This window comes from Streptomyces sp. NPDC026538 (assembly GCF_055567535.1).
Genome location: NZ_JBVHQG010000002.1, coordinates 873,357 through 894,061, shown reverse-complemented (window position 1 = coordinate 894,061; position 20,705 = coordinate 873,357). Strand labels below are relative to the sequence as shown.

General features: G+C 70.9%; 22 protein-coding genes and 1 pseudogene. 13 read left to right on the top strand and 10 right to left on the bottom strand.

The window, feature by feature from the left end:
* Positions 1-21: 21 nt before the first annotated feature.
* On the bottom strand, positions 22-777 hold the full coding sequence (locus tag ACZ4N4_RS10985) for a response regulator transcription factor (RefSeq protein WP_467586847.1): 756 nt from the start codon (positions 775-777) through the stop codon (positions 22-24).
* Between the two features lie 91 nt (positions 778-868).
* Between ACZ4N4_RS10985 and ACZ4N4_RS10980 the strand changes: the two genes are divergently transcribed.
* The 3 genes from ACZ4N4_RS10980 to ACZ4N4_RS10970 are packed head-to-tail and all read left to right on the top strand — an operon-like array spanning position 869 to position 3,340.
* Complete coding sequence (locus ACZ4N4_RS10980) at positions 869-2,206, top strand: ferredoxin reductase family protein (protein WP_467586844.1); 1,338 nt, start codon at positions 869-871, stop codon at positions 2,204-2,206.
* Positions 2,207-2,216: 10 nt separating this feature from the next.
* Positions 2,217-2,615, top strand: a complete 399-nt coding sequence (locus ACZ4N4_RS10975) for an FMN-binding protein (protein WP_467586841.1) — start codon at positions 2,217-2,219, stop codon at positions 2,613-2,615.
* 2 nt (positions 2,616-2,617) lie between these two features.
* Complete coding sequence (locus ACZ4N4_RS10970; protein ID WP_467586839.1) at positions 2,618-3,340, top strand: FAD:protein FMN transferase; 723 nt, start codon at positions 2,618-2,620, stop codon at positions 3,338-3,340.
* A 61-nt stretch (positions 3,341-3,401) separates the two neighbouring features.
* On the opposite strand, the pseudogene ACZ4N4_RS10965 reads toward ACZ4N4_RS10970, so the two are convergent.
* Positions 3,402-3,788 (bottom strand): annotated as a pseudogene (locus tag ACZ4N4_RS10965) (mannosyltransferase YkcB-related protein); the annotation flags it as partial.
* Between the two features lie 144 nt (positions 3,789-3,932).
* Between ACZ4N4_RS10965 and ACZ4N4_RS10960 the strand changes: the two are divergent.
* Genes ACZ4N4_RS10960 through ACZ4N4_RS10950 form a run of 3 tightly spaced genes read left to right on the top strand, consistent with a single transcriptional unit; the run spans position 3,933 to position 6,375 of the window.
* Positions 3,933-5,063: an ABC transporter ATP-binding protein gene (locus ACZ4N4_RS10960; protein WP_467586836.1), complete on the top strand. Its 1,131-nt coding sequence runs from the start codon at positions 3,933-3,935 to the stop codon at positions 5,061-5,063.
* Positions 5,060-5,710: an ABC transporter permease gene (locus ACZ4N4_RS10955; RefSeq protein ID WP_453384366.1), complete on the top strand. Its 651-nt coding sequence runs from the start codon at positions 5,060-5,062 to the stop codon at positions 5,708-5,710. Before ACZ4N4_RS10960 ends, ACZ4N4_RS10955 begins: the two co-directional genes overlap by 4 nt.
* The gene (locus tag ACZ4N4_RS10950; RefSeq protein WP_467586834.1) at positions 5,707-6,375 is read left to right on the top strand and encodes an ABC transporter permease; all 669 of its coding nucleotides are present in this window, start codon (positions 5,707-5,709) and stop codon (positions 6,373-6,375) included. Before ACZ4N4_RS10955 ends, ACZ4N4_RS10950 begins: the two co-directional genes overlap by 4 nt.
* A 94-nt stretch (positions 6,376-6,469) precedes the next feature.
* On the opposite strand, the gene ACZ4N4_RS10945 is transcribed toward ACZ4N4_RS10950, so the two are convergent.
* Genes ACZ4N4_RS10945 through ACZ4N4_RS10930 form a run of 4 tightly spaced genes read right to left on the bottom strand, consistent with a single transcriptional unit; the run spans position 6,470 to position 10,436 of the window.
* A complete protein-coding gene (locus tag ACZ4N4_RS10945) occupies positions 6,470-7,066 on the bottom strand; it encodes a GTP-binding protein (protein WP_467586832.1) in 597 nt (198 codons plus the stop codon).
* Complete coding sequence (locus tag ACZ4N4_RS10940; RefSeq protein ID WP_450764990.1) at positions 7,053-7,469, bottom strand: DUF742 domain-containing protein; 417 nt, start codon at positions 7,467-7,469, stop codon at positions 7,053-7,055. Before ACZ4N4_RS10940 ends, ACZ4N4_RS10945 begins: the two co-directional genes overlap by 14 nt.
* Before the next feature lie 34 nt (positions 7,470-7,503).
* The gene (locus ACZ4N4_RS10935) at positions 7,504-7,983 is read right to left on the bottom strand and encodes a roadblock/LC7 domain-containing protein (RefSeq protein WP_351325995.1); all 480 of its coding nucleotides are present in this window, start codon (positions 7,981-7,983) and stop codon (positions 7,504-7,506) included.
* The gene (locus tag ACZ4N4_RS10930) at positions 7,980-10,436 is read right to left on the bottom strand and encodes a sensor histidine kinase (RefSeq protein ID WP_467586829.1); all 2,457 of its coding nucleotides are present in this window, start codon (positions 10,434-10,436) and stop codon (positions 7,980-7,982) included. Before ACZ4N4_RS10930 ends, ACZ4N4_RS10935 begins: the two co-directional genes overlap by 4 nt.
* Before the next feature lie 344 nt (positions 10,437-10,780).
* On the opposite strand from ACZ4N4_RS10930, the gene ACZ4N4_RS10925 reads away from it, so the two are divergent.
* Both ACZ4N4_RS10925 and ACZ4N4_RS10920 read left to right on the top strand, forming a co-directional pair.
* The gene (locus ACZ4N4_RS10925) at positions 10,781-11,743 is read left to right on the top strand and encodes an ABC transporter substrate-binding protein (RefSeq protein ID WP_467586826.1); all 963 of its coding nucleotides are present in this window, start codon (positions 10,781-10,783) and stop codon (positions 11,741-11,743) included.
* Positions 11,744-11,949: 206 nt separating this feature from the next.
* Entirely contained in the window at positions 11,950-12,126 is a 177-nt protein-coding gene (locus tag ACZ4N4_RS10920) for a hypothetical protein (RefSeq protein ID WP_467586823.1), read from the top strand.
* A 12-nt stretch (positions 12,127-12,138) separates the two neighbouring features.
* Here ACZ4N4_RS10920 and ACZ4N4_RS10915 read toward each other — a convergent pair whose 3' ends face one another.
* Entirely contained in the window at positions 12,139-12,594 is a 456-nt protein-coding gene (locus ACZ4N4_RS10915; protein WP_351729144.1) for a tellurite resistance TerB family protein, read from the bottom strand.
* Between the two features lie 152 nt (positions 12,595-12,746).
* Between ACZ4N4_RS10915 and ACZ4N4_RS10910 the strand changes: the two genes are divergently transcribed.
* From ACZ4N4_RS10910 to tatA, 3 genes are all read left to right on the top strand, one after another.
* On the top strand, positions 12,747-13,109 hold the full coding sequence (locus ACZ4N4_RS10910) for an ArsR/SmtB family transcription factor (RefSeq protein ID WP_467586821.1): 363 nt from the start codon (positions 12,747-12,749) through the stop codon (positions 13,107-13,109).
* Positions 13,099-15,603: a magnesium-translocating P-type ATPase gene (mgtA, locus tag ACZ4N4_RS10905; RefSeq protein WP_467586818.1), complete on the top strand. Its 2,505-nt coding sequence runs from the start codon at positions 13,099-13,101 to the stop codon at positions 15,601-15,603. The genes ACZ4N4_RS10910 and mgtA overlap by 11 nt, the downstream gene beginning before the upstream one ends.
* Before the next feature lie 140 nt (positions 15,604-15,743).
* Complete coding sequence (gene tatA / locus ACZ4N4_RS10900; protein WP_453566314.1) at positions 15,744-16,010, top strand: Sec-independent protein translocase subunit TatA; 267 nt, start codon at positions 15,744-15,746, stop codon at positions 16,008-16,010.
* 250 nt (positions 16,011-16,260) lie between these two features.
* Here tatA and ACZ4N4_RS10895 read toward each other — a convergent pair whose 3' ends face one another.
* Both ACZ4N4_RS10895 and ACZ4N4_RS10890 read right to left on the bottom strand, forming a co-directional pair.
* On the bottom strand, positions 16,261-16,701 hold the full coding sequence (locus tag ACZ4N4_RS10895; RefSeq protein WP_453566317.1) for a DUF6114 domain-containing protein: 441 nt from the start codon (positions 16,699-16,701) through the stop codon (positions 16,261-16,263).
* A complete protein-coding gene (locus ACZ4N4_RS10890; protein WP_453566319.1) occupies positions 16,701-17,402 on the bottom strand; it encodes a DUF6230 family protein in 702 nt (233 codons plus the stop codon). Before ACZ4N4_RS10890 ends, ACZ4N4_RS10895 begins: the two co-directional genes overlap by 1 nt.
* A gap of 613 nt (positions 17,403-18,015) precedes the next feature.
* Between ACZ4N4_RS10890 and ACZ4N4_RS10885 the strand changes: the two genes are divergently transcribed.
* Positions 18,016-18,666, top strand: a complete 651-nt coding sequence (locus ACZ4N4_RS10885; protein WP_453566321.1) for a Tat pathway signal sequence domain protein — start codon at positions 18,016-18,018, stop codon at positions 18,664-18,666.
* A gap of 17 nt (positions 18,667-18,683) precedes the next feature.
* Here the strand turns inward: ACZ4N4_RS10885 and ACZ4N4_RS10880 are convergent, their stop codons facing one another.
* Positions 18,684-19,616: a lytic polysaccharide monooxygenase auxiliary activity family 9 protein gene (locus ACZ4N4_RS10880; RefSeq protein WP_467586813.1), complete on the bottom strand. Its 933-nt coding sequence runs from the start codon at positions 19,614-19,616 to the stop codon at positions 18,684-18,686.
* Between the two features lie 432 nt (positions 19,617-20,048).
* Here ACZ4N4_RS10880 and ACZ4N4_RS10875 point away from each other — a divergent pair, with 432 nt between their 5' ends.
* The gene (locus tag ACZ4N4_RS10875) at positions 20,049-20,696 is read left to right on the top strand and encodes a ScbR family autoregulator-binding transcription factor (protein ID WP_467586810.1); all 648 of its coding nucleotides are present in this window, start codon (positions 20,049-20,051) and stop codon (positions 20,694-20,696) included.
* Positions 20,697-20,705: the final 9 nt, after the last annotated feature.

Below are 20,705 nucleotides of genomic sequence, written 5' to 3'. Positions count from 1 at the left end.
ACCAGTGGCGCAGCCGGCCGGTCACTCCGCCGCCTGCTGCCGTATCACGTACCCGAACCCGCGCACGGTGTGGATCAGCGGTTCCCCGCCGGCCTCGTCCAGCTTGCGGCGCAGCCGGCTGACCACCAGCTCCACCACGTTCGAGCGGCCGCCGAACCCGTACTCCCAGACATGGTCCAGGATCTGCGCCTTGGTGAGCACGGTCGGCGACTTGCGCATCAGATAGCGCAGCACCTCGAACTCGGTCGGGGTCAGCGAGAACAACCGCTCGCCGCGCCGGACCTCACGGGTGTCCTCGTCCATCGTCAGGTCGGCGACCTGGAGGACCGAGCGCTGGAAGCCGGGCCCCGCGCTGCGCCGCAGCACCGTGCGCAGCCGGGCCATCAGCTCCTCCACCGCGAACGGCTTGACCAGGTAGTCGTCCCCGCCCCGGGTCAGCCCCGCGACCCGGTCGGCGACCCCGTCGCGGGCCGTGAGGAACACCACCGGCACCATCGTCCCGGAGCGCCGCAGCCGGTCCAGGACACCGAAGCCGTCCACGTCCGGCAGCATCAGGTCGAGCACGACGATGTCCGGCCGGAACTCGGCGGCCCGGGCCAGCGCGTCCTCACCGGAGTACGCGGTGACCGCCTCCCAGCCCTCGTACCGTGCGACCGTCGCGACCAGGTCGGCGATCGGCGGGTCGTCGTCCACGACGAGGAGTCGTACTTTTTCCACCCGCTCATACTGCGCTACCCGGTGGCGGACGCCAGACCCGTGCCCAGACCGAAAACACATCGATAACCAGTTGAAAGTCGTCCGACAGGAAAACGACAGCAGTCACGGGTGAAGCTCGATTCCCAGGACCCGATCAAGGAGCTGCCGACCCGTGACGACCGTCCAATCACCCCCTGCGCCCCCCACGGCGATACGCCCCGGGGTGGTGGCCCGCACGGGCCTGTACGCCGTGCTCGCCGTGAACGCGGCCCTGGTCGCCTTCTTCTTCGCCCAGGCGGGCTTCGCCTCCAACGCCCTGATCGTCATCGGCCGCTTCCTCGGCCTGTACGGCGCCCTGGTCATGGCCTTCCAGCTGGTACTGGTCGCCCGGCTGCCCTGGCTGGACCGCCGGATCGGCATGGACCGGCTGACCTCCTGGCACCGCTGGACCGGCTTCGCCCTGCTGTGGACGCTGCTCGGGCACGCCGTCTTCATCGCCTTCGGCTACGCCGACGGCGCGGGCGTCGGCCCGATCGGCGAGATCGTCGACCTCGCGGAGACGACCGAGGGCGTGCTCCGCGCCGTCGTCGCGCTCGGCATCATCCTTGTGATCGGCGCCGTCTCGGCCCGCTACGCCCGGCGCCGGCTCGCCTACGAGAGCTGGCACTTCATCCACCTTTACACCTACGTGGCCGTGGTGCTCGCCTTCAGCCACCAGGTCGCGGTCGGTACGACGTTCACGGCGTCGTCCGCCGCCACGGCCTACTGGTACGCCCTGTGGGGCGTCGCGCTCGGCTCGGTGGCCCTGGGCCGGCTGGTCCTGCCGCTGTGGCGCAACCAACGCCACCAGTTCCGCGTCTCCGCCGTCGTCCCCGAGTCGGACAACGTGGTCTCCGTCTACATCACCGGCCGCGACCTCGACCACCTCGGCGCACGAGCAGGCCAGTTCTTCCTGTGGCGGTTCCTGACGAAGGACCGCTGGTGGCAGGCGAACCCCTTCTCCCTCTCCGCCGCCCCCGACGGCCGCACCCTGCGCCTGACCGCCAAGGCCGCCGGTGACGGCAGCGCCGCCCTGCGCCACCTGAAGGTCGGCACCCGGGTGTTCGCCGAGGGCCCCTACGGCGCCTTCACCACCCTGCACCGCCGGAAGTCCGAGTCCCTGCTGATCGCGGGCGGCGTCGGCGTCACCCCCATCCGCGCCCTCCTGGAGGACCTCGAAGGCGACGCGGTCGTCATCTACCGCGTCGCCACCGACCGGGACGCCGTCCTCTACGACGAACTGCGCGACCTCGCCGTCGCCAAGGGCGCCGAACTGCACCTGGTCACGGGCCCGCCGGTCCCTGACAGGCTGGCGCCGCGCGAACTGGCCCAACTGGTGCCGGACATCGCCGACCGGGACGTCTTCCTGTGCGGGCCGCCGCCGATGATGAACGCGGTGCTGCGCAGCCTGGGAGACCTGGGCGTGCCCAAGCCGCAGATCCACTTCGAGCGTTTCAGCCTGGCGGGATGAGAGAGACACCGTGAAGCGAGCCATACCCGTCGTCGCCCTGAGCATCGCGGGCCTGATCCCCGTCTGGCGCTACGAGCCGTCCATCGGCGGTACGACGACCTCCGCCAACGAGCCCGTCACGACCCCGTCGACCTCGGCGAACGCCGCTTCGGGCACGGTCGTCAAGGGCACGACCGTCAACACCGAGAAGGGCCCCGTCCAGGTCCAGGTGACCTTCGACGGCGAGAAGATCACCGCGGTGAAGATGCTCCAGCAGCCCGACCACCCGCAGACGACGGCGGCCGTGCCGGTGCTGATCTCCGAGACGCTCAAGGCGCAGAGCGCGGACATCGACACGGTCTCCGGCGCGACGATCACCAGCGACGGTTACCGGGAGTCCCTGCAGGCCGCGATCGACGCGAAGGGCTGATCATGCACCGGGTCGAACACGTCATGGGGTTCCCCGTGTCGCTGCGGACGGACGACGAGGGGGACTTCGGCAACGCCGTGGACGCCGTCTACGCCTGGCTGCGCGAGGTAGACGAGCGGTTCAGCCCGTTCCGGCCGGACAGCGAGGTCTCCCGGCTCGACCGGGGCGAACTCTCCGAGACCGAGGTGAGCGCGGACCTCGCCGAGGTGCTCGCGCTGTGCGAGGAGTACCGGGTGGCCACCGGTGGCGCGTTCGACGCACGGCTGCCGGGGCGGGGACTCGACCCGTGCGCGGTGGTCAAGGGCTGGTCGGTGCAGCGGGCGGCGGAGCTGCTGTCGGCGGCGGGAGCGCGGCGGTTCGTGCTGAACGCCGGCGGTGACGTGGTGGCGTCCGGCGGGCCCTGGCGGGTCGGGATACGGCACCCCGAGCATGCCGGCCAACTGTGCAACGTCCTTGAGATCACGGACGGGGCGGTCGCGACCTCCGGGCGGTACGAGCGCGGTGACCACATCCTCGACGGACGTACCGGCCGGCCGGCGACCGGGCTGCTCAGCGTCACCGTCGTGGCTCCGACCCTGACGGAGGCCGACGCCGTGGCCACCGCCGCCTTCGCGATGGGCACGGAGGGTGCCGAATGGGCGGCGCGACGGCCGGGCTGCGAGGTGTTCGTGGTGGACGCGGAGCACGCCGTGCTCCGGACGGCGGGGCTGCCGGTCGCCGCGTGATCCCAGGAACGTGAGAGAGGCGGGCCGGCGGGAGCGGCCCGCCTCTCGGCCGGTGGTGCGATCAGCTCACGTCGGACGCGTCCAGCCGGTACAGGCCGCTGTAGACGCTCGCCGCGCTGCCGTGCTTCTTCACCCAGGTCGCGATCTCGGAGTCGGTGCCCTGGCCGCCGCCGCTGCTGACCACGATGTAGTGCAGCGTGCCCGACTTCACCGGGCTCTTGGGCTCGGCGAGGGTCATCGCGTTGTCGCCGCCCGACCGGCCGCCCATGGAGATGGCGGGCTGACCGGACGCCAGGATGATCGAGGAGAAGGTCAGGAAGTACGGGACGAACCAGCCGCCCCACAGCATCAGCGCGGCCCGCCCGGCGTCGGTGCGCGGCGCCCGGCCGCGCAGCACCAGCGCGCCGCTCAGGGCGATCGCGGCGAACGGGACGAGCCAGGAGATGCGGCAGGTCACAGACTGAAGACGACCAGTCAGCCGCCAAAGTGCTGAAACACTTGCGGTCTAGACTCTCCCCGCAACGGCCTGTACCACGGCGACCGTGGTCGAAAACTGGGCAGTCTCAGCCAAACCCGAAGGGCATTCGGCGTTTTGATACGGATAGATTCAGTCACCAAGCGGTATCCGGACGGTACGGTCGCCGTCGACCGACTCTCCCTGGAGATACCGGATCGCTCGATCACCGTCTTCGTCGGCCCCTCGGGCTGCGGCAAGACGACGACCCTGCGGATGATCAACCGGATGGTCGAGCCCAGCGAGGGCCGTATCCTCCTGGACGGCACCGACATCCACGCGCAGCCGGTCAACACCCTTCGCCGGTCGATGGGTTACGTCATCCAGAACGCCGGACTCTTCCAGCACCGCACGATCATCGACAACATCGCCACCGTGCCCCGGCTGCTCGGCTGGAGCAAGCAGAGGGCGCGTGCCCGGGCCGGCGAGCTGATGGAGCGGGTGGGCCTGGACTCGGCCCTCGCCAAGCGCTACCCGTACCAGCTCTCCGGCGGCCAGCAGCAGCGCGTCGGCGTGGCCCGGGCGCTCGCCGCCGACCCGCCCGTGCTGCTGATGGACGAGCCGTTCTCCGCCGTGGACCCCGTGGTCCGCAAGGGCCTCCAGGACGAACTCCTGCGGATTCAGGGCGAGTTGGGCAAGACCATCGTCTTCGTCACCCATGACATCGACGAGGCGATCAAGCTCGGCACGATGGTCGCCGTGATGCGCACCGGCGGGCACCTCGCCCAGTACGCGCCGCCGGCCGAGCTGCTCACCGACCCCGCCGACGCCTTCGTCGAGGACTTCCTCGGCGCCGACCGGGGCATCCGCCGACTGTCCTTCTTCCCCTCCGCGGACCTCGCGTTGCAGACCGCCCCGATCGTCCCGGTCGACGCCGACGCCACCAAGCTCGGCGCCCGCACGTCGACGGAGGCCCCCTATCTCCTCGTGACGGACCTGGACGGCAGGCCGCTCGGCTGGGGCGAGCCGCGTGAGCTGACCGCCGGCTCGATCGACCCGGAGCGACTGCTGCCGTACGGGCGGCCGTTCGTGCCCGGCCGGGACTCGCTGCGTGCCGCCCTCGACGGCTCCGTGCTCTCGCCGACCGGCTGGGCGGTGGCCGTGGACGGCGAGGGACGCGCGGTCGGCGTCGTCTCCCAGCAGGTCATCGGTGCCGCGATCCGCACCGCCCACGCCGAGGGCCGCGACGACACGAAGGTCGGGGGATGAGCGGCTTCTTCGACATCCCCAGCGACCTCCAGAACACCTACTTCGGTCTGATCGGCCTGCATCTGCGCGAGGCCCTCGTCCCGGTGCTTGCGGGACTGCTGGTGTCCCTCCCGATCGCCCAGCTCTGTGTGCGCTTCCGCTGGCTGTACCCGCCGGTCCTGGGCGTGACCACGATCCTCTACGCCATCCCCTCCCTGGCCTTCTTCGTGGTCCTCATCGACTACACCGGCCAGACCGAGACGACGGTGATGATCCCGCTCGCGGTGTACAGCCTGGTGGTGCTGGTCCCGGCGATCGTGGACGGCGTCCGCTCGGTCCCGGCCGAGACCCTCGCCGCCGCCACCGCCATGGGCCTCGGCCCCGTACGCCGTTACTTCCAGGTGCAGTTGCCCATCGCCGTCCCCGCGATCATCGCGGGCCTGCGGGTGGCCACCGTCTCCAGCATCTCGCTGGTCAGCGTCGGCATGCTGATCGGCAACCAGGGCGCCCTCGGCAACCTGCTCAACGACGCCAACACCTACCACCGCCCCGAGCTGGCGGTGAACTCCGTGGTGACGACGGCCGTGCTGGCGATCCTGGCGGACGCCCTCCTCGTCCTCCTGCGCCGTGTGCTGACGCCCTGGATGCCGAAGGAGAGCACCCGGTGAACGTCCTCAACTTCGTCCACGCCTTCTTCAGCGACGGTTCGCACTGGCACGGGTACGACGGCATCCCCACCCGACTGTGGGAGCACGTCCAGTACTCGCTGGAGGCGCTCGCCTACGCGGCCGTCATCGGCCTGCCCATCGGCCTGATCACCGGCCACTACGGCCGCGGCGGCAACACCCTCGCCCTGATCGCCACGGCCGGCCGGGCCCTGCCCAGCTTCGGCCTGCTGGTCCTGATGTTCATCTGGCTGGGCTTCGGCATGCTGCCGGTGATGATCCCGCTGGTGATCCTCGCCGTACCGCCGATCCTGGTCACGACGTACGAGGCGATGCGCTCGGTCGACCCGTCCCCGGTGGACGCGGCGCGCGGCATGGGCATGCCGGAGGCACGCGTCCTCTTCCAGGTCGAATTCCCGGTAGCCCTCCCGCTGATCCTCAGCGGCCTGCGCTCGGCGGCCATCCAGATCGTCTCGACGGCGACGATCGCGGCGTACGTCAGCCTGGGCGGCCTGGGCCGCTACATCATCGACGGCCTCTACCAGAAGAACTACGAGAAGGTCGTGGGCGGCGCCACCCTGGTGGCAGCCATGGCCCTGGCGACGCTGGGCATCTTCTGGGCGATACAGAGACTGACGGTCTCTCCCGGCGTACGCAGGAGCAGCTGACGTCAGGGGCGCGGGGCTGTACTGAACATGCGGCTGCCGCCGCGTGGGCGCGACCAGCGCCACGCGGCGGGCCCGCAGTCCCCCACCTACGGCGCTACCCCTCGCGCCGCGCCAGCGCCAGTTCCAGAACGACCAGCAGCGCGTCGCGCACCGAACCCCGTTCACGCGCGTCGAAGACGACCACCGGAGTCCCCTCCGCGACGTCCAGCGCCCACCGCACCTCGTCCAGCGTGTGCTCGACACGCCCGTCGAACGCGTTGATGGCGATGGCGAACGGAATCCCGCGGTGCTCGAAGTAGTCGACCGCGGCATAGCAGTCGTCCAGGCGACGCGTGTCAACGATCACCAGGCCGCCGAGCGCGCCCTCGACGATGTCGTCCCACATGAAGCCGAACCGTTCCTGCCCGGGCGTGCCGAACAGGTACAGCTTCAGCGTCGGGTCGATGGTGATGCAGCCGAAGTCCATCGCCACGGTCGTGGTGGTCTTGCGCGGGGTGAGCGTCAGGTCGTCGACGCCCGCCGCGACCTCGGTGATCGACGCCTCGGTGGTCAGTGGCTCGATCTCCGAGATCGAGCCGACGGCGGTGGTCTTGCCCACGCCGAAACCGCCCGCGATGACCATCTTCACCGGCAGCGGCGGCCGTACGGCCGTACGGCCGGCCCCCCGGGTCAGCGAGTCAGTCGGTGTCACGGAGTACCCCTCGGGAGTCTGGGATGGCCCGCAGGCCGTCGATAACCCTGCGCAGGACGGACGAGTCGTGGGTGGCCTCGAAGTCGGGCACATGCACGGTCAGCTGCCCGGCCTCACGCAGGTCTTCGGCGAGCACCCGGACCACGTTCAGGTGCAGTCGCAGCCGTGCCGCCAGTTCCGCGAGCGACTGCGGAATCCGGCACGCGGCGATGATGTCGTGCTGCTCGAAGGAGAGCCGGACGAGCGCGTCGAGCCCGGCGGTGGTGGCCACCACCTGGGTCTCGACGGGCATCGCCGGGCCGGAGGCGCTGTCCGCCACCCGGCCGGCGGTGACCAGGAACGGCCGTACGGCGGGGGCCGGGCCTACCGGGTCCGGGCCCGGGGGCGGGTAGCCGTCCGCCATGGCTGTGTCTTCCTCTCTCGACCGGCTCCGCCGGTCAGCGCGTCTGTGGGACGCCGACGCTGTTCTTCAGCTCCAGAACCAGCTGCGGACTGAGCGCGGCACCGGCCCGGTTGGCGAACAGGGTCATCTCGTAGGCGATGTTGCCGAGCTTGGCCTCGTTGTCGGCGACGACGCCGAGCACGGCGCCGCTGCCGATCGCGGAGACGATGACATGGCCGCCCTCCAGGTCGATGATGACCTTGTTGAGGCCGCCCAGGCCGTAGTTGCCGGAGGCGCCCGCGGCCAGGCTGGTGATGCCGGAGACGATCGCGGCGAGGCGCTCGGAGTGCGCGCGCTCACGCAGTTCCGACACCGCGATCAGCAGGCCGTCGGAGGACACGGCGATCGCGTCCACCACGCCGGCTGTCTCGGTCGCGAAGCGGTTCAGCAGCCAGGTGAAGTCGGCTGCGGCCGCCTGCAGGTCGGTCGGCGTGGCGGCGCCGCCCGTCGGGGTGTCACCTGTCGACGTGCTCACTGCTCGGCTCCTTCCGGAAGGTGGATCTGGTGGTGCGGCGGGTTGGTCTCGGGGTGCGGCGCGGGCCGCTCGTGGCTTCCGGTGTCGCTCTCGCGCCGGGCGCGTTCCACCGCCGCCTCGAACTCCTCCAGCGCGTCCCGTTCGGCGTCGGCGTCGCGGCTGCGCGCCGGCTGGGCGAGGGTCTGGGCGGCGCCGACGGTGGTGCGGAGGGTCGCGCCGCGTACCCGGCGGCGCAGCGGGCGCGGCCCGTCGGCGGAGTCGGCCGGGGGTTCGCCGGCGCGGGCGGCCGGGATCAGCGGGGCCGGCGCGGCCTCCGCCTCGGCGGCCTCGCGACGCGGTACCCGGCGGGGGAGCGGGCTCTCGGGCTCGGCGGCGGCCGGGATCGAGGCGGCGGGGGTGGGGCCGGTCGGCTCGGTCGGTGCCGCCGGAGCCGTCGGTGCGGTCGGCGCCGCCGGTTCCACGGCGAGCGGGGTGGCGGAGGTGCCGGCCAGCGCGCTCATCGTCAGCAACAGCCGGGAGGGCAGGGTCACTTCGGCGGTGACACCGCCGCCCGGGGTCCGGGTCAGCTCGACGCCGATCTCCCAGCGCCGGGCCAGCGCACCCACCACGAACAGGCCGAGCACCTTGGTCGGCACCAGGTCGAGGCGCTCACGGCGGATCAGCCGGGCGTTCTCCTCGGCCAGCCGCTCGGCGCTCATGCCCAGGCCGTGGTCGGTGACGACGATGTGCGCGCCGTCGTCGCCGGTGCGGACGGTCACCTCGACCGGGCTGCCCTCCGGCGAGAAGGACACCGCGTTCTCCAGGAGTTCGGCCACCATCAGCGTGAGGTCGCCGATGATGTCCGGCTCGATCAGGACGTCCGTGCCGGCGTACAGCCGTACTCGCTGGTAGCCCTCGATCTGGCCGAGCGCGGCCCGGACCACGTTGGATATCGGGGTGGGCCCGGAGGCCAGCACGGTCTCGCGGATGCCGGCCAGCAGCATCAGGCTGTCGGCGTTGCGGCGCAGTCGGACGGCGATGTGGTCGATGGAGTAGAGGCGTTCGAGCAGGGCCGGGTCGGTCTCGGCGCGCTCGACCGCGTCGATGAAGGCCAGCTGACGGGTGGTCAGGTTGCTGACCCGGCGGCCGACGTTGCCGAACATCTCGGCGGTGTTGCGGCGGCTGAGCACCTGACGTTCGAGCAGGGCCGCGGCCGTGGTCTGCACCTGGTTGAAGGCCTCGGCCAGGTCGCCGATCTCGTCGCGGGCGGTGACCGGCATGTCCCGCAGCCGGGGCGGGCCGGCGTCCTCGGCGTCGTCGTCGGCGACCCGGGCGAGTTCGCGGCCCGCCACCTCGGCGACCTCGTGCGCGACCCCGGTCAGGGCCTGCACCGGGCGGATCACCGAGCGGCGGACCAGCGCCGCGAGGGTGATCCAGAGGATGAAGCCGAGCAGCGAGCCGCCCAGCAGCAGTACCGCCCGCAGCTCGGCGGCGCGATCGGCGGCGTCGGCGCGGTCGGCGATCTGGCCGATGAGCGAGGCGGTGATGGTCAGCCGGGCGGTGGCCTGCTGGAGATAGGCCGGGTAGTCGGTGAGCGCGTCCTTGACGGCCTGTCGGATCTGGTCCTGGTCGCCGGACTGCAGCTTGCTCGGGTCGATCTGCAGCTCGGCGAAGGACTCGGCGATGGTGCTCTGGGCCTTGGTGTGCTCGACGTCGGCCAGCTGCCGGGCCTGTCCCTCGGTGGCGAACCGGGTGAAGCGGTCGGCCTGGTGCTGGTACAGGTCGTAGGCGCCGATCGCGTTGGTGAACTCGATCAGCGCGTTGGTGTCTCCGGTGGTGGCCGCGAGCACGTTGGTCTCGAAGGCGCCGTGGGCGGCGTCCGCGCGCAGCAGCGAGTCCAGCAGGTTGCCGGTGAAGGTGGCGGCGAGGTCGGCGTTGCGGTCCAGACCGAGGCCGTCGATCAGGTCGTTGGCCGCGTTGCTGTACGCCGGGTCGATGTTGTCCGCCGGCAGGTACGACTGCTCGACGGAAGCGCGCAGGCTGGACAGGCCCTCGACCTGTCGCAACGCGTTCGCCTCGGTGCCCGGCAGCCGGTCGCCGAAGGTGTCACGGACCGTCCGGAGCTGGGCGGTAACCGCTTCCTGGGCCGCGCGGTAGGCGGCCTGCGAGGGGGTGTTGTACCCGGACTCGTACCGGGCGGAGAGCAGGATCGCCTGCTGGTGCTCCGCCTCGACCTTGTCCACCAGGCGTGCCACCTGGGTGCTGTCCCGGACCAGCTGCGCCGCGTTCTCCGCGCTGGTGGACTGCTGCAACAGATCGGTGAAGACATAGGCGAGCAGTACGGCGATGACGGCGAGCGGCACACCGACCAGCAGGTTCAGTTTGCGCCGGAAGGGCCAACGGTCGGCGAAACCCCGTATCCCACCCCGCGTCGGGGCGGGCCGGACGGGCGCGTCCACCTGGTTCGTGGACACCGGGCCTCCTTCATGAGGGTGTCTCGACTGTGGGGGGCGTCTTCACCCCGAGCTGCTGCAGAACGACACCGAGTAGCGGGCCCCGTGCACCGCTGTGACCGATATCAACTGCCGTGAGACTACAGCGTTATTGAAGCGTCATTCCGCTTGCTCTTTATCAAGAATCCGTTACAAAGAGACCGCTCTCCGTCCGCAACTGGCCACGGATTGAAGCCAATCGGTAACCCGGAGGCACTTGACTGACCGAGAACCGGCTGGATTGGATCGTGCGGAGTGGTTCGCAACAACCCCACGTGGTTCGCAACACCCCCACCCTTCTGCCCACAGCTCCCGGAACGGCAACCGTGACTTCCAACACCCTTCCCAGCAGGTCAATCCGGACATACCGAGGCGTGGCGGCCGTCGCGCTCGCCGCGACGACGGCCCTGCTGGCGGGCTGTTCCTCTTCCGACGACAGCAAGTCCGACCCGCTGACGGACAGCAAGGCGAGCGTGGACACCGTCGTCGTCGGCTCCAACAACTTCGCCGAGAGCACCCTGATCGCCGACATCTACGGCGAAGCACTCAAGGCCAAGGGCATCAAGGTCACTTACAAGCCGAACATCGGCAGTCGTGAGACGACCTACGGTCTGCTCAAGAACGGCTCCATCTCGGTCCTGCCCGAGTACAACGGTGCCCTGCTCGCCTACCTCGACCCCAAGGCCGCCCCGAAGACCGTCGAGGAGACCACGTCGGCCATCGAGGCCAAGCTGGACTCCAAGCTGACGCTGCTCGACCCGGCGGACGCGCAGGACAAGGACACGGTGACGCTCAACGCGGCGACCGCGTCCAAGTACAAGCTCACCGAGAAGTCCTCCATCGCCGACCTCAAGGACATCGCCAAGGACCTGGTCATCGGCGCCTCGCCGGAGTTCCAGACCCGCCAGCAGGGCCTGGTCGGCCTGAAGTCCGTGTACGGCCTGGAGTTCAAGTCCTTCAAGGCGCTCGACGCGGGCGGCGCGCTCACGGAGGCGGCCCTGACGAAGAACGCGGTGCAGGCAGGCGACATCTTCAGCACGGACCCGACCATCTCCAAGGAGAAGTTCGTCGTCCTCCAGGACCCGAAGAACCTCTTCGGCTTCGAGAACATCCAGCCCCTGGTCTACAAGAGCGCCCTGAACCAGAAGGCCACCGACGCCCTCAACGCGGTCTCCGCCAAGCTCGACACCGCGACCCTGCTGGACCTGGACACCCAGGTGCAGTCGGACAACAAGGACCCGCTGGACGTGGCCCAGGCCTGGCTGAAGAAGGCCGAGCTCAGCAGCTGACCCGACCCGCGCCCGACCTCCCTTGGACAGCACCACCGACCTACCGAGACAGGTGCCTTCCCGGCCCTGTGTAGTGCTCGACGGCGACGGCCTCGGCCTGCCCGGACTCGTCCGGCTCGCCGACGCCGTCGCCGACCCGGTCGTACCGCCCGAGGCGCTCGTCCGGTGCTGGCCGGCCGGAGTTCCGGGACGCGTCCGGTCCGCAGGTGGTCTACGCCTCGCTGCCCGGCCGCGCCGCCGTCCGGGCGGGGGTCGGCGCGACCGTCACCGCCGGTGCCGAGGTCGACGACCGCCACAGCGGACCGCTCACGCTGACCGGCGTGCGGGCCCGGACCATCCCGGCGTCGAACGAACCGGCCACCGTCTCCGGTGCCGAGGAGTGAGGACCGCGCCGGTCAGAGGTCGAACTCGTGCGGCGGCAGGTCGAGGGTGAAGCAGGCCTCGCGGACCACGGCCTGCTCGGTCTTGTCGAAGTCGCCGTCCGCGCCGCCGATCACGATGCCGATCTGGATGACGGCACGCGCCTCGGCCGGCTTCTTCTTGGCCTTGGCGACCTCCTGGAGCACGCTCACCTTGCCGAAGGCGAAGTCGGCGGTCAGTTTGTTCAGGTTCTCCTCGAAACGCCGGCGCAGGTCGTCCGCCGGGAAGTTCTGCAGCACCTCGTTGGTGGCGATGAGCTGGGCGACCCGCTGCCGCTCCGCCGGGTCGATGGTGCCGTCGGCAGCCGCCACGAGCGCGCACATCGCCATGCTCGCGTCGCGGAACGCACCGCTCTTCAAGTCGTTCTTCTTCGCCACGAGCTGGGTCTGCATCTGCGTCGCGGAGTCCTTGATGCGGTCCCACAGAGCCATGCGCACTCACTCCTCGTTCGGTATGTGCTTGCCAAGAGTCTTGCTTGCCAAAGAATTTACTTCTACAACAACGTAGAAACTGACGCGGAGGCCGAGAAGTTCCCGCGTCCTAGACTGGTGTCTTCGACTTGGCGGGCAGGAGGACGACAACGGTGGCGACAGGGCCCGGAACAGCTGTCGAGGACCCCTCCGCGGACGTGCTCACGGACGCCGCCGCGGCCTTCGGGCTGCTCGCCTCGCCCGCCCGGCTGCACATCGTCTGGGCGCTGGCGCAGGGCGAGAGCGACGTCACGGGACTCGCCGAGCGGGTGGGCGGCGCACTGCCGGCCGTCAGCCAGCACCTCACCAAGCTGAAGCTCGCCGGCCTGGTCCGCTCCCGCCGGGAGGGCCGCCGCCAGGTGTACCTGGTGGACGACCCGGACGTGGTCGACGTCGTACGCCTGCTCGTCGGCCGCCTCACCGCCCGCACCACCGGCGCCGAACTCCCGGCCCCCCGGCGCCTCCGTGGTCTCTGAGGGCGGGGCCGCCACCGCGCTGCAGGTGCTGCGCCGGCTGGACACGGGACCGCGCGGGCTGACCGAGGCCGAGGCCGCGGCCCGGCTCGCCGACGCCGGCGAGAACACCCCGCCCCTTCCCCACACGGTCTCCTGGCCGCTGCGCTGTGCCCGCGCCCTGCGGGACCCCTTCACCGCCGTCCTGCTCACCCTCGGCCTGGTCTCCGCTCTCGTCGCCTCCTGGGGCACGGCGGTGGTGATCCTCGCCCTGGTCGCGGTCAGCTGCGGGCTGCGCGCCGCCGGCGAACACCGCGCCGACCGCTCCCTGGCCGCACTGCGCGAACTCGTCGCCGGCACCGCCACCGTGCTGCGCCGCACCGGGGCGGAGGCGGCACCGCGGACCCGGGAGGTCCCGGTCGCCGATCTGGTACCGGGCGATGTCGTACGGCTCGGCCCCGGCGACCTGGTCCCGGCCGACGTACGACTGCTGCGCGCCCGTGGCCTGACCGTGCACCAGGCCGTGCTCACCGGCGAGTCGGCGCCCGTCGCCAAGGCCGCCGTCGAGATCCCCGGCGCGGACCCCCCGGCCGGCGCGGGCCCCTTCCAGGAGCCGTACCTCTGTTTCCAGGGCAGCGGGGTCGCCTCGGGCAGTGCCACGGCGGTGGTCGTGGCGACGGGGGAGCGGACCCGGTTCGCGGTGGCGCAGAGCACGGCGGGCGGGCGGCGGGAGGCCAGCGCCTTCGACCGGTCCGTGCACGGCATCTCCTGGGTGCTGATCCGGTTCATGCTGCTCACCCCGCCGCTGGTCCTCATGGCCAACGCCGCCCTGCGCGGCCGGGGCCTGGAGACGCTGCCCTTCGCGGTCGCGGTCGCCGTCGGGCTCACCCCCGAGATGCTCCCGGTGATCGTGACCACCTGCCTGGCCCGGGCCGCAGCCCTGCTCGCCCGCACCCACCAGGTCGTCGTACGACGGCTGCCCGCGCTGCACGACCTCGGCGCGGTCGACGTCCTCTGCCTCGACAAGACCGGCACCCTCACCCAGGACCGGCCCGTCGTCGAACGCGCCCTCGGCCCGGACGGGCACGACGACCCGGACGTGCTGCGCTGGGCGGCCGTCGGCGCCTGGTGGACCCTCCAGCTCGCCGAACTGCCCGCCGCCGACGCCCTGGACGAGGCCCTGCTCACGGCGGCCGGACCGGTGGGGGAGGAGTACGACGGCATCGGCGCCGTCCCCTTCGACCCCGGCCGGCGCACCGCCACCGCCGTCGTCGCGGGCGGCCTGGGCAGCCATGTCCTGGTCGCCAGGGGCGCCGCCGAGGACGTACTGGCCCGCTGCGACCTCGATCCCGCCGAACACGAACGCCTGCTCGCTCTCGCCGCCCGTGAGGCCGGCGCCGGGCTGCGCGTCCTCGCCGTCGCCACCGCCGAAGGACCCGCCCGCACCCGCCCCTACACGGCCGCCGACGAACACGGCCTCACCTTCCGGGGCCTGGTCACCTTCCGGGACGCCCTCGCCCCCGGCGCCGCCGAGGCCCTGCGCCGCCTCACCGGCCTCGGCATCACCGTCCGCGTCCTCACCGGCGACCACCCCGCCACGGCCGCCCGTGCCTGCCGGGACCTCGGCCTGGCCGCGGGGCGGGTGGCCGTGTCCGGTGAACTCCTCGACCTCGACGCCGACGTCGTCGCCCGCTGCACCCCCGAGGACAAGGCCCGTGTCGTCAGCGGGCTGCGCGCCGCCGGGCACACCGTCGGCTTCCTCGGCGACGGCGTCAACGACATCCCCGCCCTGCGCGCGGCCGACGTCGGGATCGCGCCCCGCACCGCCGTGGACCTCGCCCGCGAGACCGCGGACGTGGTGCTCGCCGAGAAGGACCTCGGCGCGATCGGACACGCCGTCACCGCCGGCCGGCACAGCAGCGCCAACATCGCCTCCTATCTGCGGGTCACCCTCTCCTCCAACCTCGGCAACGTCATCGCGATGCTCTGTGCCGGCCTGCTGCTCCCCTTCCTGCCGATGCTCCCGGCCCAGGTGCTCGCCCAGAACCTCTGCTTCGACGCCGCCCAGCTCGCCTTCGCGTACGACCGCCCCGGCCCGGCGGCCCTGCGCCGACCGACCGTGCTGCGACCGCGTGCCTTCCTGCGGTTCATCACCGGCTTCGGCGTGCTCAACGCGATCGCAGACCTCGCCACCTTCGGCGTCCTGGCGCTCGCCCTGCGCGGTCCCGACGCCCTCGACGACCAGGCCGTCTTCCACTCCGCCTGGTTCACCGAGAACCTGCTCACCCAGGCTCTGGTGATGTACCTGCTGCGCGGCGGCACCCGGCCGGGACCCATCGGCCGGTCCGCCGCCGCGCTCGCCGCCGTCGGCCTGCTGCTCCCGCCCAGTCCCCTGGGCGCGGCCCTGGGCATGACCGGGCTGCCGGCCGCCTACCCGCTGCTGCTCGCCGCCGTCCTCGGGCTGTACGCGCCGGCGCTGAGGGCGGTACGGGCACGCCACGACCGGCGCCGGCCGTAGTGATCGCGCGGCCGGGTCGGGGGACCGCCTTCGAGTCAGGGTTGTACAGTTGCGCAATGTGGCAATCGTCGCTGCTCGGCCGGGGCGCAGGAAGCACCCTTCGTCGGCACGGAACAACGTGAGAAAGGGAGGGGGCGGTCATGCTCCGTAACGGACTCGAACCCTGGCACCTGCTGGTCGTCGCGATCGTCTTCATCGTGCTCTTCGGATCCCGGAAGCTGCCCGACACCGCCCGGGCCCTGGGCAAGTCGATGCGCATCCTCAAGAGCGAGGCGAAGGCGATGAAGACGGACGACACGGCGGCGCCGGTGGAGCCGACGTCGGTGCAGATGGCGGCGGAGCCGGCCGCGGCCCCCGCGCAGCCGGAGCCCGGGAAGGCCGCCGGGCCGACCGTCACCGCGAGCTGACGAACGCCGGGGCCCTTCTCCTCCGCCGGACAGGCCCTGGTCCCGCCCTGGTCCTCGTCCCCTTCGGAGAAGTCCCCGATCTCGTCCACCGCCGCACTGATCACTCGCACCCCGGACGGCCACACGCCGTCCGGCTGCCCGATGAACACGCAGCGCCGGCAAAGAAGTTCCCGAGTCACCTGTTCGGGCGAACTCCCCGCGCACACAGAAGAGGCGGACCGAAACGCACCGGTCCGCCTCCTTCACCGCTTCAGACCGCTTCGGCCCCGTCCCCGAACCCCTGCGCGGCAGCCTGTGCGGCCTTACGCCGCTTGCGCCGGCTGACACGAGGTTCCTGGTCCGGCAGCCAGCCGAAGGCGATGCAGCTGCCCACGGCCCCGAGCAGCAGGCCGACCATGAAACCGCCGAGGTTCGAGGTGAGCCAGGTCCCCAGGGAGAGCAGGATGCCGAGGATGGAGTAGAAGAGGCGCTGGGCCGGGTTGAAGACGATGAGCAGGCCGCAGACGACCATCAGGGTCGGCAGCAGATAACCCGCCAGGCCCTGCATGCCGATGTGCAGGATGACCGGAAGGGGTGCCTTCATGGTCACCAGGATCTCGGCACCGGCCAGCACGAGCAGTACGCCGCCCGCGAACGGCCGCTGTCCCCGCCACCGCCGGAATCGCTCTGTCCGGGTCCCCGGGTCGGTCATCAGTCGCAACCGTCGCCGCTGAAGGACATGTGCAGGTTGGGCAGCTTGAAGACGGCCGCGGTGGCCGCGTAGTTGTGCTGGTAGAGGTGCTCGATGACGACGCCGTCGGCCTGCTGGCCGTAGACGCCCTTCGGGCCCTGCACACCGGCCTTGTCGAAGGTGCTGGCGTCGCGGCCGATCTCGATGTTGTTGAACGTGGCGTCGCCCTTGATGTCGTCGGAGTCGATCGCCAGGTTCGACACGGACACCGGCTTGGAGCCGCCGCCGGCCTTGAGGAGGAGCTGGATGCCGCCGAGGTCGACGCTCTGGCACATGTTGGTGATCGTGCCGTTCTTCACCACCGACGTGACGACCAGCTCCTGGCCGCCGGTGTCGCCGGCGTTGGGGCTGTCCGGAATCATGTTGTCGAGGCCGCCGAACTGCTCGAAGCCGGTGCCGTCGAGCCGGTCGGCGGTGACCACGAACGGCATCCCGGAGATGGCGAACTGCACACCCAGCACACCCTGTGCGGTGAAGACCGCGAGACCGGCGGCGGCCAGGGTGGCCGGCACCGCCATCACCGCGGCCCGGCGTGCGCGGACCCGTCCCCGTCTCTGTTCCCCTCCGGTGGCCCCGGTGGTGTCTGGTGTATCGGAAAGAGAACCGCTTCCCGGGTTCTCAGGCGTGTTGTCGGCGGACGGAACGTCCGGGGACGAGGCCATGTCTGCTCCCATGCATTAAGACGCGGGTTGGGCTTCAGTGGCACGTTGTCCTGGCGCGGACAGCGGCTGCCGCGCACGCCTCCTCGCAACTCCCGGCGGGAGCAAGGGATTTCTCGTTACGCAGCAGTAGCCATGCCGCAAGTTACCGGCGGTTACTTTAATGGGTCAAGGCAGTTGTGAAAAAAGGGTGTTGAATATGCGTCAATTGTGTTCCGACCTCGTATTCCCTTGATCGGTTTCTCAACTCCCTTGATCGGCCTTGACGTTGATGGTTGATCAGGTCTACAACTCTCCCTGGTTTCCTTCGGATCCGTGGCGCCGGATCCGCCGAGCGGCATCGGCCGCATCCCGGCCTCCTCGATCACCGCTCCGCTCTCGGCGTCGGCGCGGCCGCTTCCCCCCAGGGGCCGCGCCCGAACGCCCTCAATCGGCCCGGCCGGAGGCCTAACCCCCCCAGGCTTTCGGCCGGTGTCCGGCTCCACTGCCGTTGTCGGTCCGTCACGTACGGAGAAGGCGTCACGGGCTGGCAACGGCCGGCGGCGCATACGCGCCCGCCCTGAACCCCCACCTCTCCTCACCTCACGCAAGTCCCCCAAGGAAAGAGGCAACCCGCATGCGTACGCGATCCCTCCTCGCCCTCGCCGGTACCGTCGCAGCCCTCTCGGTCGCCGCCACCGTTCCCGCATCCGCCGACGGCGCGGTGCTCACCACCGGCAGCGCCGGCGGCACCGCCGTCGCCGTCGGTGACGTGCTCAGTGCGCCGCTGGCCACCGGCACCAGTGCCACCCTCTACTCCAGCGCCACCGGCACCAGTGGCGTGAAGTGCACGTCCTCGGTCTTCACCGCCACGGTCACGGACAACCCGGCCGCCCCCGGCACCGCGACCGAGTCGGTCAGCGGGCACACCTTCGACTCCAGCAGCTGCACCAGCAACGTCCTCGGTGTCACCGGCGTCACCAGCGTCACCGTCGACAACCTGCCGTACACCACCACGGTCGCCTCGGACGGCACCCTCACGGTCACCCCGGCGAGCGGCTCCACGATCCAGACCACCGTCAAGCTGAAGACCCTGCTGGGCAGCATCACCTGCGTCTACCAGGCGCCGAGCCTGACCGGTACGTCGAGCAACACCGACAACAGCATCAACTTCACCAACCAGGCGTTCACGAAGACCTCCGGCTCCTCGCTCTGTTTCGCGGCCGGTTACTTCACCGCCAAGTACGCCCCGGTCACCGACAACGGCGCCACCGTCTTCGTCAACTGACCCTCGTACGAAGGCGGTCAGCGTCGACGCAGACGCAACGCCAGGGCGGTGCCCCCGGTGAGCACCAGCACCGCGGCGGCGCCGCCCGCCAGCAGCGGCGCCGACGGGCCCGAGCCCGAGCCCGTGTCGGAGGCCACGGGAGTGCTGTCGGCGGCGGCGGTTCCGGTCTTTGGGGAGACCGGGGCCGCCGCCGTCCGCCGTGTCGGGACGGCAACACTCTTCGAGGCACTGGGAGTCGGGCTCTTGGAGGCGCTCGGGGCCGGTGTGGCAGTCGCCCGCTGCCGCGGGCGCGCGCTCGCCGTCGCCCCGCCGTCCTTCTTCGCCGTGAACACCACGTCGGAACACGAGTAGTAGGTGTCCGTCGTGCTGCTGTTCTGCCAGATCGTGTACAGCATCTGACGGCCCGTCCGGTCGGCCGGCAGTGTCGCCGTGAAGTGGTACGCCCCGTTCGTCAGCGCCGGGTCCTTGAACTCGGCGAAGGGCTGCGCGGGCAGCTCGGACCACGTGAGCGGCTTCGCGGGGTCGTACCCCTGCTTCGTCAGGTAAAGCTTGAACGTGCCGGCGTGCGCGATCGTCGAGGCGTACGTCATGGTCATCCGGGCGCCCGGGGTCAACCGGGTCGCGGGCCAGTCCGTGCGCGCCAGGTCGAGCCCCTTGTACGCCGGCAGGTTGCCGCTGCACAACCTCCCGTCCGGAATCACCTGCCGGTCACGGCCGTTGACCCCCGCCACCCGCAGGTTGTCCCACGCCACGAAGTTCTGCCCGCTCGCCGCGATCGCCGCCCTGCAGGCCGCCGTCGACGCGCTGCCGCCGCTGGGGGAGCAGGCGTAGACCCGGCTGACGGGATCGGTGGGCGCGCCGTGCGCCTGGGCGGAACCCGCCGCCCACGACAGGAGCAGCAGCGGAGCCGCGACGGCGGCTCCCGTCAGGCGGGCGGTCGTCCGGGTCATCGGGACGTCTCCTCGGCAGGCGCGGGTACGAAGTCTGCTGAGATGAGTACGGGACCAGGGCGCGCACCGTTCAGCGCGGTTGGTCACGGGCAGGCCGGTGTGTGGGGCGCCGACCGGCTCGTCCGTTTTGCGGACTGCGCAGGCGTCATTGAGAACCAACCGCGCGGCTCGTATCGTTGTGATCACCGTGGGGCGTCCGGCCGCCCGCACCGCCTCCGGAATCCGGCACGAACTCGAGGGAGTGGCGTGTTCTGATCTCGTGCGTTGGTGCAGTGTGGCCGCCGATCGCGGGGCCAAGCCCAGCAGTTGGGCATGTCCGTCACCAGGTCCGCACAGTCGCCTCCCGTTGCCGCACGGTGAGCTATCGTGTGCACGGGGTAAAAAACAAACCGCATGCCCCGTCGGTTTGGAGCCGTGAGGAGTGTTGAGTCGATGGCGAGGCAGTTACGCGCGGAGCAGACCCGCGCCACGATCATCACGGCCGCCGCCGACCTCTTCGACCGGCGTGGCTACGAATCCACCAGTCTGAGTGAGATCGTCGAACACGCCAAGGTCACCAAGGGGGCGCTGTACTTCCACTTCGCCGCCAAGGAGGACCTGGCGCACGCCATCATGGAGCTCCAGTCCCGCACCTCCAGCCAGTTGGTGAAGGAGGTGGACAGCCGCGGCTACTCCTCGCTGGAGGCCCTGATGCGCACCACGTTCGCGATTGCCCGGCTCTCCGTCGACGGCCCGATCCCGCGCGCAGGACTGCGGCTCGCCACCGCGGACGTCACCGTGCGGCCGCCGCTGAGGCATCCGTTCACGGAGGGCCTGGAGTTCGCCACGCGCAAACTCCAGGGCGCGGTCAAGGAGTCCGACGTCCACCCGGACATCGACATCGGCGCGGTCGCCCACTCCCTGGTCTGCTTCTTCGTCGGCACCCGGGTGGCCGGCCGCAACCTGGAGCCGGTGGGACGACTGCCGCGCAGGGTCGCGGAGATGTGGTACCTGATGATCCGCGGCCTGGTCCCGGTGCACCGGCGCGCCCGTTACATGACCCTCGCCACCCAGCTGGAGCGCGAGATCAGAACGGCGTGACGGGCGCCG

Excerpts from the sequence above, each read along its gene's own strand:
- ACZ4N4_RS10985 (WP_467586847.1), bottom strand. The coding sequence starts at position 777 with ATGTGTTTTCGGTCTGGGCACGGGTCTGGCGTCCGCCACCGGGTAGCG.
- ACZ4N4_RS10970 (WP_467586839.1), top strand. The coding sequence starts at position 2,618 with ATGCACCGGGTCGAACACGTCATGGGGTTCCCCGTGTCGCTGCGGACG.
- ACZ4N4_RS10955 (WP_453384366.1), top strand. The coding sequence starts at position 5,060 with ATGAGCGGCTTCTTCGACATCCCCAGCGACCTCCAGAACACCTACTTC.
- ACZ4N4_RS10940 (WP_450764990.1), bottom strand. The coding sequence starts at position 7,469 with ATGGCGGACGGCTACCCGCCCCCGGGCCCGGACCCGGTAGGCCCGGCC.
- ACZ4N4_RS10915 (WP_351729144.1), bottom strand. The coding sequence starts at position 12,594 with ATGGCTCTGTGGGACCGCATCAAGGACTCCGCGACGCAGATGCAGACC.
- tatA (WP_453566314.1), top strand. The coding sequence starts at position 15,744 with ATGCTCCGTAACGGACTCGAACCCTGGCACCTGCTGGTCGTCGCGATC.
- ACZ4N4_RS10895 (WP_453566317.1), bottom strand. The coding sequence starts at position 16,701 with ATGACCGACCCGGGGACCCGGACAGAGCGATTCCGGCGGTGGCGGGGA.
- ACZ4N4_RS10890 (WP_453566319.1), bottom strand. The coding sequence starts at position 17,402 with ATGGCCTCGTCCCCGGACGTTCCGTCCGCCGACAACACGCCTGAGAAC.
- ACZ4N4_RS10885 (WP_453566321.1), top strand. The coding sequence starts at position 18,016 with ATGCGTACGCGATCCCTCCTCGCCCTCGCCGGTACCGTCGCAGCCCTC.
- ACZ4N4_RS10880 (WP_467586813.1), bottom strand. The coding sequence starts at position 19,616 with ATGACCCGGACGACCGCCCGCCTGACGGGAGCCGCCGTCGCGGCTCCG.
- ACZ4N4_RS10875 (WP_467586810.1), top strand. The coding sequence starts at position 20,049 with ATGGCGAGGCAGTTACGCGCGGAGCAGACCCGCGCCACGATCATCACG.